At 38.0% G+C, this 15409-nt stretch carries 12 protein-coding genes; all 12 read right to left on the reverse strand.

From position 1 onward, the window contains the following. Window positions 1-144: 144 nt before the first annotated feature. The 12 genes from FC46_RS04320 to FC46_RS04375 all read right to left on the reverse strand — a co-directional run bounded on the left by FC46_RS04320 (window position 145) and on the right by FC46_RS04375 (window position 15407). Window positions 145-3705: an MMPL family transporter gene (locus FC46_RS04320; protein ID WP_057798225.1), complete on the reverse strand. Its 3561-nt coding sequence runs from the start codon at window positions 3703-3705 to the stop codon at window positions 145-147. A 21-nt stretch (window positions 3706-3726) separates the two neighbouring features. Continuing rightward, window positions 3727-4287 (reverse strand): TetR/AcrR family transcriptional regulator, encoded by a 561-nt coding sequence (locus FC46_RS04325; protein WP_057798227.1) that lies wholly within the window; start codon window positions 4285-4287, stop codon window positions 3727-3729. A gap of 133 nt (window positions 4288-4420) precedes the next feature. Continuing rightward, window positions 4421-5365, reverse strand: coding sequence for a serine hydrolase (locus tag FC46_RS04330; RefSeq protein ID WP_057798229.1), 945 nt, complete (start codon window positions 5363-5365; stop codon window positions 4421-4423). A gap of 13 nt (window positions 5366-5378) precedes the next feature. Then, the gene (locus FC46_RS04335) at window positions 5379-6296 is read right to left on the reverse strand and encodes a magnesium transporter CorA family protein (protein WP_057798231.1); all 918 of its coding nucleotides are present in this window, start codon (window positions 6294-6296) and stop codon (window positions 5379-5381) included. A 125-nt stretch (window positions 6297-6421) separates the two neighbouring features. Then, the gene (locus FC46_RS04340; RefSeq protein WP_057798233.1) at window positions 6422-7720 is read right to left on the reverse strand and encodes an extracellular solute-binding protein; all 1299 of its coding nucleotides are present in this window, start codon (window positions 7718-7720) and stop codon (window positions 6422-6424) included. Window positions 7721-7771: 51 nt separating this feature from the next. Then, window positions 7772-9070, reverse strand: coding sequence for an MBL fold metallo-hydrolase (locus FC46_RS04345; protein WP_057798235.1), 1299 nt, complete (start codon window positions 9068-9070; stop codon window positions 7772-7774). After that, window positions 9054-9878, reverse strand: coding sequence for a carbohydrate ABC transporter permease (locus tag FC46_RS04350; RefSeq protein WP_057798237.1), 825 nt, complete (start codon window positions 9876-9878; stop codon window positions 9054-9056). Before FC46_RS04350 ends, FC46_RS04345 begins: the two co-directional genes overlap by 17 nt. A gap of 1 nt (window position 9879) precedes the next feature. Then, on the reverse strand, window positions 9880-10746 hold the full coding sequence (locus FC46_RS04355; protein ID WP_057798238.1) for a carbohydrate ABC transporter permease: 867 nt from the start codon (window positions 10744-10746) through the stop codon (window positions 9880-9882). Next, a complete protein-coding gene (locus FC46_RS04360; RefSeq protein ID WP_057798240.1) occupies window positions 10746-11831 on the reverse strand; it encodes an ABC transporter ATP-binding protein in 1086 nt (361 codons plus the stop codon). Before FC46_RS04360 ends, FC46_RS04355 begins: the two co-directional genes overlap by 1 nt. A 293-nt stretch (window positions 11832-12124) precedes the next feature. Further along, on the reverse strand, window positions 12125-13552 hold the full coding sequence (locus FC46_RS04365; RefSeq protein ID WP_057798243.1) for a C69 family dipeptidase: 1428 nt from the start codon (window positions 13550-13552) through the stop codon (window positions 12125-12127). 39 nt (window positions 13553-13591) lie between these two features. Then, entirely contained in the window at window positions 13592-14449 is an 858-nt protein-coding gene (locus tag FC46_RS04370; protein ID WP_057798245.1) for a DNA/RNA non-specific endonuclease, read from the reverse strand. A 1-nt stretch (window position 14450) separates the two neighbouring features. Continuing rightward, window positions 14451-15407: an exonuclease domain-containing protein gene (locus FC46_RS04375; protein WP_057798247.1), complete on the reverse strand. Its 957-nt coding sequence runs from the start codon at window positions 15405-15407 to the stop codon at window positions 14451-14453. Window positions 15408-15409: the final 2 nt, after the last annotated feature.

Genomic DNA, 15409 nt, shown 5'->3' on the forward strand with positions numbered 1-15409 from the left:
ATAAAAGAAACAGGTATTAGCTTAAACTATCTTTATTATTAAGTTAACTATATTTTTATCTTATCTTATTTTACCTAACACCTTTTTTACCCTAATAAACAAAAAGACGTACAAATGTACGTCCTTTTATTATATTGATTTTATTTATTCTTTCTTCTTGCCCCAACTAAAGTTGAACCCACCATAAGTAAGCTTAACAGCAGCAGTTAAAGTTATTGGCAAGATAAAGATTAAGATGATTAATCCGACATCCACAGTTAAAGCAACTTCAATCAAAGTTGGAATACCTGATGGAATTAAGGCTGCAAATGTACCACCAAGGATGACGACAGCTGAGATAACCACTGTACCGATGATACCACATGCCTTAAGGATTCTTTCACTAACATCATGAATACCTTCTGTTTCAAGTTCACGGTATCGAGTCATAAGGAAGATACTATAGTCAACACCCAATGCGATCAACATAATGAAGCTGAAGAATGGTGTATTCCAAGTAAGCATGTCTCTTCCAAGTACCGCCTTAACAATCCATTGGTTGATTGAAAGTGAGCAGAGGTAGGCAATAAGAAGAGTACCCATGATGTAAACAGGTTGAAGAAGTGAACGAGTTACGAAGATCAAAGCAATACCGATACCTATAAGCATAATTGTAGCAGTTCTAATGAAGTCACCACTTGCAGTGTTCTTAGTATCTTCAATCTTAGAGCTTTGACCACCCATTGCTACAGTAGCATTCTTCAAAGCAGTACCTTGAAGTGACTTCTTAGCCATTGCACTCAATTCTTGTGAGCGTCTAGTTGCTTCTTCAGCACTTGGGTTAGACTTGAAGACAACAATTAATTGAGCTGACTTCTTATCTGGGCTGAGGTAAACGTCAATTGACTTTTGGAACATTTCATTCTTGAGATATTCCTTTGGAATGTAGAATGTATTAGCTGCAGCTGAGTTTTGTAAACCTTGAAGGTAAGCACCACCTTGGCCTAAACCGTTGTTAGCTTGGTTCAAACCGTTTGTGATTTTAGGCATACTGCTTGCAAGGCGACCAGCACCTGAAGACAATTGACCAGCACCACTATTAAGTTGACCGATACCACTAGCTAATTGAGCAGCACCAGAAGCACCAGAGTTCAAACCTGCGCTAAGTTGACCTGCACCACTATTAACACGGTTTGCACCTGCGTCAAGACTTGATAAACCGGCACTTAAACTACTAATACCAGTATTAAGTTGAGCAGCGCCACTGTTAAGACGGTTTGCACCAGCACTCAAAGTACCTAAACCGGTGTTAAGTTGAGCAGCACCATTGTAAAGTGAAGCGGCACCTGCGTTCAATCTGTTAGCACCAGCTGCACCTTGTTGAGCAGCAGTTTGAACTTGACTTAAGCCTGAGCTTAATTGGTTAAGTGCAGTTGCTGCTCCAGGAAGTGCCTTGCTTGAAGCAGTGGCTAATTGCTTAGTAGCTGCTTGAAGTTGTTGAATCTGCGTCAATGATGATTGTAGTGAATTAGTGTCAATGTTCTGTGCTTGTGAGCTTGATTGGGAAACTGAACCCATAGCAGCTTTAAAGGCTGCGCTTGCTGCACTTGCTGCTTTTTGCTGATCTTCTGCTGACAAGCCACTTTCAGCTAATTGACTCTTTAATGTAGATTCATAAGCACTTTTTGCTTTAGAAGCAGTTTGTTCTTGTTGCTGCTTAATAGTAGCTTGTAAGTTTGACAAACTCTTCAATAAAGTTTGATATTGTTCAACATTAATGCCACTAACTTGGCTGTTTAATTGTTGAATACCTTGGTTGATTTGTGGTAATGCAGTTTGTAATTGAGCTAATTGAGCACGGTTAGAAGAACTCATTTGAGTTGATAATTGGTTACTCAATTGATTCAAACCAGCAACTAATTGTTGAGTACCGGTTTGAAGGCTCTTAGTACCTGTTTGAAGACGACCTGCACCGGCTTGCAATCTATTAGCACCACTGGCCAATGAACTAGTACCACTTTGAAGAGCATGAGTACCACTTGATAAACGACCTGCACCTGTTTGAAGGCGACCTGCACCACTAGCTAAGGCACTAGTACCACTTTGAAGTTGATTTGCACCAGCTTGCAATCTTTGCGTACCGCTTTGAAGTTGGTTTGCACCAGCTTGTAATCTACCAGTACCTGATTGAAGTTGTTCAGCACCGGTTTGAAGGCTAGTTGCACCGTTTGCAGCTTTTTGGCTACCCTTAGTCAATTTACCTAAACCAGCACGAACTTGGTCAACACCAGAGTTAACAGTCCCCAATTGGTTATCAACGTACAATTGTTTAATTGCTTCACCATATGGTTGAGTTACCGAAGTTGCAAAGTCAACATCTTTTGAATTTTGAAGTTGCTTAGTCAATTGATCAATTAACTTTAAGTTTTCTTCATTGTCCAAACGGTGGTTACTCTTAATGTATAAGTATGATGGTTCTGCAAGACCCTTGGAGAAGTGCTTTTGCACAACAAGCAAACCTTGCTTTGCAGGAACACTATCGGCGATTTCATCAGTATCATCGTAATTCAATTGACCTTTATACATCAACATAAATGGAATTACAACAACTGCCAAGACTACCAAGTAGATAATTGGGTGCTTTAAGGTTGACGCAGAAATACCGTGCCATAGTTTATCTTCGTGTTCACCAGTGAATCTCTTGTCTGGCCAGAACATCTTCTTGCCAAGTACTGCCATGAAGAATGGATTCAAAGTCAAGAGAACTACAAGTAAGGTTGCGACACCTACTGCAACACCTACTGCTGATTGATAAATTGAGAATTTAGCTAAACTTAATGCAGTAAAACCAATTAAGATTGAAGAACCTGAGTAAAGAATGGTCTTTCCGGCTTTGTGCAAAGCATCATGCATCGCTTCGTACTTATCCATGTCTTTACCGAGATCTTCTTTAAATTTGTCATACAGTAGAATATTGTAGTCCGTACCAATCCCGAAGAGCACAATAACCATAAACACTTGTGTAAAGTTTGAGAATGGGAAGTTGAAGTGTTCAACTAAGTTGGTAACAATTGAGAATGATGTTAAGAATGATACCCCAACTGTTAATAATGAAATTAATGGAACGATTGGCGATCTAAAGACAATGATCAAAACAATAAAAATAAAGACAACAGTTATTGCTTCAGTCTTTTTGATTCCTTCTTGGATTGAAGTTGAGAAAGCATTTTGTAAGATGTCAGCACCAGTTACATAAGTTCTGATACCTGAAGTCTTAACTGCATTTCTAATTTGATCTTCAACATAACCGATTCGACCATGTTTCTTAGAAATATTTATCTGCATTACCCAAGTAGTTCCATCTTTAGATTGGAGTTTCTTTCTTGTGGCAATGTTAGAATCAGGAGCTAAAGTATCAGTGATACCATATTTTCCCTTATTATTTTCTAATTTATCAACGGTTTGATTAATTGCCGTTTTATCGTCAGCAGTTAACTTGCCGTTTTTCTTGTTGAAAACGACCGCAACTTCGTAGGTATTCTTTTTCTTCTTACCCCAGTCATTTTGGATCGTTTGTGCAACAGAGCTTTGCACATCACTTGGTAATGTAATTGTTGAGTGTTCGCTAGTTAATTGACTAACGTTAGGCAACGCAATTACCGAGATCAGTAAAATCAAAATCCATGCAATTAGAGAAAAGACATGGTTTTTAATAAACTTCTGCACTTTTTTCCCTCCTAATCACGCTTACTGCAATACTCCTGTTGGTTCAACCAACCTTAGGATCATTTGATGATAGTTTTCATTAGATACTTCTGGACTCTCGTTAGCAAAAGCCGCTGACTTATCTAAAAAGACATATCCTAGAACCGCACCTACCAAGGCGTGGAAAGAAATAGATTCATCCTTCTTCAAGTTGAATTTCTCACCCAAAGTAAAGATATTCTGAATCTCTTGATTGATTGCATCATCTGAATCATATTCATTCAAATGATACAGAATCGCTGACAATGCCGGATCTCTTAAGACAAAATCGCGTGTTATATCAGCAAATTTAAGCAAAGCATCTTTGCCCGATAACCCCATCAGATTATCAACTAGTCTGCGATGTAATACCTTAATTCGACTTGCTCCTACATAAGACAATAATTGCTTACGCCCTGATACATAATGATAAAGCGATTGTGATCTAACACCCAGAGCTTTAGCTAAAGCTGGTAAAGTTGTTCCCGCTAAACCTTCATTACTGATCAGCTGACTAGCGGTTTCAATGATTTTATTCAAATCAAGATTTCTTCTTTGGGCCAATTCTTTTCCCCTCCTTATTTCAGTACTTTAATAATATATCACTACATAATGAAGAATACAATCTACAATGTGTAAATAAATGCAAAAATAAAAAGAAAGCTCTTTCATAAACTTCCTTTATTTTATGTTTGTCTTATCTAGCTTTGTTAAACCATTTTTCAACAGCTTTACCAAGTTTATTCAGGTTTTGTCCAGATTCACTCCAAACTGAAACTGCATATGAATGACCCGTATTTTGTACTAATGCGGTAGCACAATATTTATCACCGACTGAATAAATTGTCCCGTTTAACCCATTAATCAGCGGATTATTATGACCGTGCATAGCCATCAAAACATTTTGTGCGTTTTGTCGATTCAGCACTTTTCCTTGATATAATCCCTTTAATACAGAATCCAAATCATTTGCTGTTGTATGACCAACCGGCTTTTTGGTAAAAGTACCAACCATAGCAGTATCGGTTGCACCAAATTGAGCTGCAACCTTATTAACGTTTGCCTTACCTACTTTTCTAAGTAATGCATTAGCTGCTGTCTTATTGCCAGTCATCATTGCCTGACGCAAGTAGGCAATTCCGTACAACATATTAGTAGTTAAGTATTTTTCACCTTTAGCGCGATCACTCTTCTTGATCTTGATTGAAGTACCGGTCTTAATTTTACCGCTCTGGCGCTGCTTATATAAAGCTGTTAGTAAAAATAATTCCATTGCTGTACTTACATTGTGGCTCTTCTTGCTTGTTGCAACTCTTGCATATCTTGAAGAATTATTTAAATCTTGTACAGCAACTTGGTAATTGCCTTGATTGCCCATTGCTTTTTCAATTGCAGCAACCAATGACTTATTACTACCTTTATCTGCATTAGAGTCTGCAGTTTTCGTCTTCTTTTTATCAGTGTAGCTTGGAGCCTTAGATGCTGTAATCTCTGGTTCTTTTTCCTGTTTCTTGGCGGTCTTAGTTGTTTTTGGTTCAACAATTTTAATTTTGGCATTTTCAATATGACGCAAATTGGCCGAATATAACATAAATGCGAAAAAAGTTACCAAAATACAGCTAATTAACTTTTTATTTTTCATATTTTAGCCTCAATCAGAAGAAATGATGCCGACGCATTAGAATGACTAGCCAAATCATTAACACGACCATAAGTACGATGATCGCAATCCAGTCAAAAGAATTATTCAAAACTGGCAATTTAACATTCATTCCATAAAAACCTGTCAAAATTGTTGGAATGGTAAGCACAATTGACCACACAGTTAAGAACTTCATCGTATCATTCAAGTTGTTGTTCATCATATTGTTTGAAGTAGCGGATAAGGTCTTAGTTACTTGATGAGAAATCGTAACCATTTCTGCGGACTGGTTAGATTCGATCAAAACGTCATCCAGGCGCTCGCGGGCTGCCTTAGTAAATTCCAATTTTGAATGATCCAAACTGTGAAGCATCATTAAGTCAGTTTGAATTGAGCTTGATAAGTAGACCAAACTCTTTTCAATATTTGATAATTCTACCAAGTCCTTGTTGTCGATATCATCAGATAATTTTTGATCTAAACTGTTTCTTTCCACGTCCAATTGTGTTACTGCACGCTGGAAGTATTGAGAAGCATACAAAAGAAAAATCATTAATAACTCGGTAACATCCTTTGCTTCAGAAAGGCGGGAACGCATGCGATCATCATTGAATTCATCAAAGACATAACTGGTCGATTCCGTATGGAAAGTAAAAACATTTTCTCCTACTACCAAAAAAGTGATTGGATGAGAAGTAAAGTGCTTAATTGAGTTAGTTGGCCAAATTGGAACATCATAAACAAGCAAGTGACTGCGTGTATGCAAGTCATAGTCATAGTGGGGACGTTCGTGACGGTCAGAAATATAAGAGATAATATCCGGCGTGAAATTGAAATCGTCTTGCAACTTAATGCTGTCTTGCTCGCTTAAATTGCTGATGTCGTACCATTTATATTTAGTTTCTACTGGAAAACTTTGTTGTCTAATCAACTAGCTCTCACCTCTACCCTTTTAAAAAAACAATTACATCTAACTTATCTATAGTAACATTTTATCATGCAAAAAAAACAGACCTAAATGGTCTGTTTTAAGATTTTATAATTTGCTATTTAGTTTTATTGCTTCCAAGCAGCATCAAATTTTGCCTTGCCTGAGTTAATAGCATTGTTAACATTTTGACCCTTTTGTGCATCAGACAAAATAGTTTGCATAATGCTGTTCAATTGTGAGTATGCAGCGTTTGAGTTCTTTTCTACAGGAACACTGTACAAGTTCTTCATAGCATCTGAAAGCTTAGCTGGAAGCTTGATGCTCTTGTTGCTCTTGTAAGCACTTGAATTGATAACAGCGTTGTTAACTGGGATGTAACCAGTAGCGTTAGCCCACTTAAGTTGGCTTGACTTAGATACTAAGAACTTAATGTACTTAAATGCAGCAGCTTTTTGTTCAGCAGTTGATTGATTGAACATGTAAATGTCAGTACCTTGTTGCATAGTGTATTTACTAGGACGTGGAGCAACATCGTAAGTGAACTTGTTGCCTACACCTTGCTTAACAAAGCCTTCACCTGCAGAGGTACCAATAAACATTGCAACCTTTTGGTTAGCAAATGGACCTGATAAGTAGTGTTCTGAACCAGCTACTCTGAAGTAACCCTTCTTGATACCATCAGCGTAGTAGTTAATAACCTTCTTAGAAGTTGAACCGCTAAAGTTAATCTTGTCTGAGAAGTTAACGCCTTCGTCCTTCATACCAAGAGTGTAGTAGTTAGAAAGGGAATCAAAACCTGCACCTACAACCTTGTGGTTACTCTTCTTGTAGATAGTTTCTGAAACTTGCTTAAGTTCTTCCATAGTAGTAGGAACTTTCTTAATGCCGTACTTCTTAAACATATCAGCATTGTAAGTTAAAGTTTCAATAGACTTGTTAAATGGAATACCGTATTGCGTACCCTTGATCTTAGCACCATCAAGAAGTTCTGTTCTGATGTCTGATGCCTTAGCACTACCCCAACCAACATTCTTGTTGTTGATGTATGGTGTTAAGTTAACAAGCATCTTGTTTTGTGCAGCGTTCCAAAGCCAACCTGGGTAAGCTTGAGTAATTGTTGGCAAGTTCTTTGGTGATTGCAAGGTTGAGTTGATCTTAGCTTGTAAATCGTTGTAAGCACCTTGATTTTCAAGCTTAATGTTAATCTTTGGATTCTTCTTTTCGAATTCCTTAGTCAAACTTTGCAAAGTTGATTGTTGCACACCAGTCATTCCATGCCAGAAAACAACAGTAGTCTTCTTAGTGATCTTTGATGGAATCTTGTCAGAACTACTTGATGAATTACTACCGCCATTTGAACAAGCAGCAGTAACTAGTGCCAAGCCGGCAATTGCAACAGCAGCAAGCTTTTTACTAATCTTCATTGTGGATAAATCCTCCCAAAAAAATAAAACTAAATAACATTTTTTGATTCACTAAAGCGTGACTATTTGACCACGCTCAGGTAAAATCCGTTTTCCATATGGGTTCTCTTCAAGCTCCGGATGCAATGTGTGCACCGGTACTAACAGCTTGGGTTGAACCTCGCTAATGATTTCCTTTAATTCAGCTTCATCTGCGTGACCGGAGCAACGCAAAGCCAAATATTCAATCCCTCTTTGAGCAAATTGCTCAACAAATGGCTTGTAAGCCGGATCAAAATCACCAAGCGGTTCAGCATTTGAGTGAATGTACAAACCGCCCTCTTGAAGTTGATCATAATTTGCAACCGCTTGCCAGAGGTATTGATGATCATCAGCAATCAAGTCGTCATAAGACACCTCAAGTTCAGGCTTTAGATCATCAAATTTTGCTTCCCCTGGCAAGTAATAAAATGGAAAGTCCTTATTCAAACTCTGCTTAAGTAAGTGAGCACGTTTTGCATGCAGCACAACTTTTCTTGGAGAGTCTGAAATAATTCTAAGTAGACGCTCCACATTAGTAGGATAAGTATTAAAAGTAATCTGGCGCTTTGGATTGGCATTTTGCAAGCGAATAATTTCTTCAGTCAATTCATTTTCATTCTTAGGACCAGTGAATTCTTCGCTGCTTTCTTGCTTTCGCTCAGGCCAAGAAACACCAGTACCTTCGATAATGAACATGTCGCTTCCTTTTGCAGCCTGGAGCCATTCGTGCACCCAATCTGGATGATAGCCATGAAGGCGAATATCACCAGTGAAGGCAATCTTCTTATCAGGCGTCTTTACAATTAAGCCAGTTGCGCCATAAGCATCGTGATCACTTGGCCAAATCTCCATGGTGATCTCGCCAACCTCAATTGGTTTCTTGTATTCAGCCGCAATAATGTCACGCGTGTAAGTTTTATCATGACCTGCTGCTGGCAAGAGAAAATCACCATGTTCGTTCAATGCCGGAAGCATATATGCAGTATTGGGACCAGCATAAAGTGGAATACTTGGATCAAGTAAGTTCAAAGCCTTACTGTGGTCTAAGTGTAAGTGTGAAATGTAAGCTGCACTGTGTTTCCAGCGATCAGTATCGATTTTTTTACCAGTAACTTTTTCATCATAAAAGTCTGGCACATCCCCAATCAACTGATACTTGATCAAAGTCTCAAAGTCTTCGTCTTCTAACTTCAAGCCTAATTCTGGACGATAAACCTCGCCAAGATCAAACAAGATATGTGAATCATTGTATGCCACTTCGATCATCGGACCGCCAATGGTTGTTAAGCCATTATAAAAAGTTACTGTTGTTTTATCCTTTAAGGTCATTGCGGACTACCCCTCTAATAATTTGTTTTCTAAAGATGAAGTACAAAATCAAAATTGGCAAGACCGTTAAGGTAGCTGCAGCCAGTTGTAATTGCGTTGAACTACCAGCATCAGAAGCAAATGAGGTCAACCCGTTGTTAAGTAATCTCATCGTATCTTCGTTGGTAACCAATAATGGCCAAAGGAAGGAATTCCATCCTGAAATAAAGCTCAATAAACCAACTGTGAACAAGCCACCCTTTGACATTGGTACTAAGATTTTCCAGATAAATTCCCAATCATTAGCACCATCGATCATTGAAGCTTTGTAAATTGTCTTAGAAATTGAACCAAAGTAACTTTGAAGATAGTACATGTAGAAGATAGAAGTTAAAAATGGTAAAACCAAACCAAGGTAGGTGTTAAGCAGGCCCATCTGAGCAATTGTGTTGTAGTTAGTAAAGATAATTGCTTCACCTGGCACCATTAATAAGGAAAGTAAAATAATTTGAACAAAATTTTTACCCTTAAAGTGCAAGTTAACCATGGCAAATGCACCTAAAATTGAGTTAAACAAACTGACAATTGTCGTTACACTTGCTGTGATAAAAGTGTTTAAGAAATAGCGAGCAAACGGAGCTTGCTGGAAGACCTTAGCATAGTTACTCCATTGCGGATTCTTTGGAAAAATTGTTGGCGGAATTGTAGTGGTTTCTTGGAAAGTCATCAAACCGCCCAAAATCATATAAATGAAAGGAAAGACAGTAATAATTGCAAAGAAAGCAAGGATAATATACGCAATTACTACGCCCCAACGAATTTTTTTCATCTTATTGCTCCCCGATCTTCTTCATCATCTTACGTTGTAAGAAAGTAATGAATAAAATGATTAAGAATAATACTACTGTTGCAGCCATTGCGACACCAGGTGTTCCAACGATTTGGAATTTGTTATAAATGTAGAACACTGCGGTAGTAGCGGAATTTCCGACCCCAGCTTGTCCGTTGAATAAGGCATAAACTGAAGTATAGATCTTGAAGGCAGCAATAATATTCATTGTTAATAAGAAAGCGATAGTTGGCACTAATTGTGGCATAGTGATGCGCCAGAACTTTTCAGTCCCAGAGGCACCGTACATATCAGCAATTGTGTAGTAATTTGGATCGATATTTCTTAAAGCTCCCATCAAGATGACGATATTGAAAGCTAAAGAAGTCCAGATCCCAAAAAGAATAATCGTTGTCAGTGACATCGCCGGATCATCAATCCAGTTAGGTGCTGGCAAATGCAGTGCTCTTAAAACAAAGTTAAGCAGACCATATTCACCGTTGAAGATATAACGAAAGACAATCCCGATAGCGATAGTTGAAGTAACATAAGGCATGAAGAAGGTCGTTTCAAAAAATGACTTATTCTTTACTTTACTAAAAATCAACCATGCCAAAAGAATTGAAATTGCTAAAGCAACTGGCACCGAAATTACGGCATATAAGAAAGTATTCTTAATTGCCAACCAAAATTCCGGATCCTTGAAAATATATTGATAGTTACTGAGTCCGCTCCAAGAGAGGTTAATCAAAGGACCACTTTGAAAACTCATGATAAAGGCCCGCAAAATTGGATAAATGCTAAAACAAGTCACAAAAATAATGGTCGGCGCTAAAAAGAGCCAAGCTCGTTTTTGATTCTGCTTCATTAGTAAACACGCTCTCCTTCTGGGGTGAAAATGAAGACACGATCAAGACGCATCTTTAAGTTAACTTGATCACCTGGCTTAATTGGCTGTTCCAAATCAACTAATGAACGTGCCTGAAGACCATCATGATTAAATTTCAAAATACGTTCACGACCGATCAATTCCACATCATCAATCTTAGCTGACATGTGTCCACTTTCAGCAGGAACAATATTTTCTGGACGAACTGATAACCAATATTCACCATCAGTCAATTCACGTTTGAAGCGATCTGAATCAAGGTCACTAATGTTTAATTCAAAGTTTGAACCAACAATCTTGCCACCTTCAACCTTAATTTTGAAGTTATCAATAACTGGATTACCAACAAAGTTAGCAACAAAGTAGTTATTTGGTTCAAGATAGAAGTTTTGACCTAGATCATCTTGTTGGATGACACCTTCGTTAAACAAGATGATCTTGTCACCAATTGACAAGGCTTCTTCTTGATCGTGGGTAACAAATAAGGTGGTAATCCCTACTTCTTTAACTAAAGCACGGATTTCTTCACGGATCTTCAAGCGAAGACGTGCATCCAAGTTACTTAATGGTTCGTCCATAAGTAAAATCTTAGGTTCTTGCACAAGCGCACGGGCAATTGCCACACGCTGCTGTTGACCACCAGAAAGTTGGCCAGGTTTTTGATCAGCTAATTCGGTAATTTGTGTCAATTCCATGTATTTACGTGCGGTTGCTTCGGCTTCGTCTTTTGGACGCTTATCCTTACCAACAGTTAATGGGAACATGACATTTTGAAGAACTGTCATATGAGGATATAAAGCGTAGTTTTGGAAAACATACCCAATCTGGCGGTCCTTTGACGCAGTATTGACAACGGACTTGCCGTCAAATAGAATTTCGCCACTTGTTGGATTAAGTAGGCCGGCGAGAATGTTTAAAATAGTAGTTTTCCCGCATCCTGATGGACCTAATAAACACACAAGGTCGCCTTTTTTGACTGAAAAGCTAACATCTTTGATTGCTTGATGTCCATTATCGTAGACCTTGCGTAGATTTTTTACTTCGACAAATTTTTCGACATTCATATTTAACACCACAATATCTTGATTTTAAATTTAATTTCTTATCTCATTTTAGGCTATTATTGTCAAAAGCTCAAACATTTTATGAAAAATGATTCGTAATTTAGTAAAAGTTCCATGAAACATTTTGTGAAATAATCATATTTTTCTCTATTTTTCGCGATTATAATTTAATAAGATTGATTTTTGTTCGTCTTTACAAGATATTGTGTTATGCAAACAAAAAGAAGGCTACGATTCTTGTAGTCTTCTTTTATTTTTTTAATATATTCTAATATTTTTTCCGAACAATCTCTTTACAAATTGTCACCGCGTTCAAATTGATATTTTGAACTATTTAAAGCTTGCCGAATTAAGTCACTTATCAATGCTCTTGTCTTATCTGTAATAACTCTAGCAATTTCTTCATTTGCACTAGTTAAGAAACTAGTCAACTGATCACCTGAAAGTTGCTTGGCCTTCTCATCAGCATGATCAATGCTGATAATTCCTGCTTCTTGGCATTCATCACGGTAATTATTAACTTGGTAAACGTATTGATGATAACGTGGTTCAACCAACACTTGCAGCGTCTTGTACATCCAGTATGCACTGCGGTCTGGATCAACAGTGTGTTCAGCCACCTTATAATTTTCTGGGGTGTCTTCAATATTAGTATAGAAAGGAACATATGGTGAATAAGCATAAAAGCCCATGTTAAGCCATTGAATCCCAGCCATTTCCTTTTGCACATCATTTCTGATTTGCAAAATGCTGGACTCTTGATTTCTATCTAAAGCAATTGAACGGAACATCTTTTGCTCTTTTTCATCCCCAGAAGAATAAGTGTCCATTGGATCATATGGAGTACCGTTGTAGTGACTAGTCAAGAATTTTTGCACATCTTCAACGCCGATCTTCTTTTCAGGAACACGAGTGAATGGCATTTCTTGACTGGTTGGGTCTTGTTCAATACTTGGGTTGAACAACTTTTGACCATACCAAGTTCTTGGAGTGTTGTAGAAAGCATCTGCTTCATCTTTGGTTCCAAAAATATCGCGGAAGTTAAAGCTACCATCTTGGCTATTATTCAAATGATGTTTTTCGACAAAATCACGAATAGTCGAAGCATACATGAAGTTATCTGGATCATCAAAGTCAATATTTTGAATCACCATAATGTTAGGGCAAATTGCATATGAATCATCTGGAATTCGTGCAGCAACCCATTGGTGACCAGCTGCAGTTTCAAAATACCAAACTTCATCATGATCTGAAAAGGCGATTCCGTTTGTTTCACCAGTACCGTATTTTTCAATCAATTCACCAAGGCGCTTAACCCCTTCACGGGCAGTCTTAACAAATGGCAAAACGAGGTAAAGCATGGAGTCTTCATTAATTCCATCTTCAACTAATGGGTCGTGGCCCAAACAGCGAGCGTTAGTTGCTTCAGTTTCAGTGGCTGACATAGCAACGTTATATTCGTTAATCCCTTGTTCATCCCAGCGTCCTTCTGAATCATCAGCAGTAGGTACTGCAGTATAGCGGCAGCCATCACCTTCAAGGTGCATCTTGAAGCCGTTGTATTTAGAAACATAGTCTTCATCATAATGACGAGCTTTGTTTACGACGAAAATTTTTTCATTAATGCCTCCGTAGCCATCTTCATCACGGGCGATCATCGTTGAACCGTCAATTGAAGCATTTTTACCAACGAGCATTGCTGTACAGTTATCTTTTTTCATTGTGCTACTTCTTTCTTAATCCTAATAATTACTATTCTACTATTCATTGACCTTCATGGCGCGATCAACTTTTGCGCGGCCATTATTATAGTTGAAAACATATCCAGGTTGCACATTGAATAAATAGACATTGAAGTTTAAACTTCCATCAGTTGAAATAGCTTGCAGGTTGATCCCACGCGCCATCAATTCATTTCCACGGAAAATTGGCGTAGCTTGATAAATAACTTTTTTGTTTTCTCGCAAAGCTTTTCTGACTTTTGCTTCAAAAATCGTTTGAATCTTTTGGTTAGAAAAAGCCGATTGAGTAAACAAGTTCTTAGGATTATTTTGATCACCGGATTGATTATTTGGATTATAGTTACCATCTTGATCGATGCCAGCAGATACTGAATAAGCGATTAAATGCCCACGATTATAAATTTGCGTACCATTTCTACGATTATAATGCCAAGCAGTCGGTTCAACGAACTGCCTTACTCTCAAGCTATCATTAGCAACATTTCTTTTTTCAAGAAAACCGGTATTAGAATGCGATGTCCGGTTTAAACTATCCAAGTTAGAATAGATAACCCGGTTGACAGTCCAAGCATTTTTAATCAAGGTTGAACGATTGTGGTTCACATAGACATATGCCTTGCATCCACTTTTAAAATCAACTTTAGCAAGTTTTTCGTAATCAGTTTTAGATAAGCCACCATACTTACTCTTAGCTGTAGTTGCATCGCTAATTTTATTTGAAATTGAACTAGTCGAGTTCGACAAACCTTGAAATAACTTATCAGTACCGTTAGGATCGGTCCCTCCGCGAGTATAAACACCCCAAGCAATCACGACAATTAAGACTAATGTTGAAATCAGGGTGCTGCCAGTCTTTTTACGTCTTCTCTTTGCCATATTAACTCCTTGCCCAATCGTCTAGCATACTTAAGAAAAAGCTCTCGGATAACCGCTTGATCTGTCCGCCTTCTTTGTTCAATTCGCTTGCCTTAGTTAAGGCTTCATTATTACGATTGAAGAAATCATGATCGCCCATAATCAGATAGTTAGTTGCTGCAGTTAAATCGTCTTGCGCTTGCCCGCCCATGTTGTTGATCATCTTTTCAGCATCATCTTGATCCATATGAATGTGCCCATTTAAAACGACCTTCTTATTGTTAACTGGGTTGCGGAAGCCTAATTCCCAAGGATTGAGTTCGCCTTCAGTTAAATTCAAATTTTTGATCTTATTTTTGGCATTTTCAAGTAATTCTGGGGTGAAATTTTCTCTGAAGTCATCGTAGACTTTCTTAGTATCAATTGAATCGTCTAAACCGCGGTGTTGTTCAACTTGTGCAATTCCCGCTCTTTGCATGCAATCGATCAAGCGATTGTGGCGCTCTTTAGGATAATATGCACGAGCCAGGCGAAGAACATCGACATAGTCATTAGTTAAGAGAGCTTCACCGTATTTTTTAGCTAAATCATAGACAAAATTCAAGTCAAAATTCACGTTGTAGCCGATAATAACGTCATCACCAATAAAGTTTCTGAAATCATGAATTGCTTCATCTACTGCCACACCTTCGTTAACAATTTTTTCTTCAGTAATACCGTTTAACTTAGTAATGAAAGCTGGCACCTTGTTTGAGCCGCTATAAGCTACCAAGTGGCTGTATTCATCAACAATTTCACCATTGCGTACCTTGATGCCGCCAAGTTCAGTCACGCGATCACGAAATGGACTAAGACCCGTAGTTTCAATATCAATTAGGGTATAATCTGACAAAAAATCAGGTTTTTCTTGCCCTTTTTGCCGCAATTTATCTTGTGCACCAGAGACTTTTAACACACCATTTTCAACTAAAATACTCATAA

This window comes from Lactobacillus kalixensis DSM 16043 (assembly GCF_001434335.1).
In the GTDB taxonomy this organism is placed as follows: Bacteria; Bacillota; Bacilli; order Lactobacillales; family Lactobacillaceae; genus Lactobacillus; species Lactobacillus kalixensis.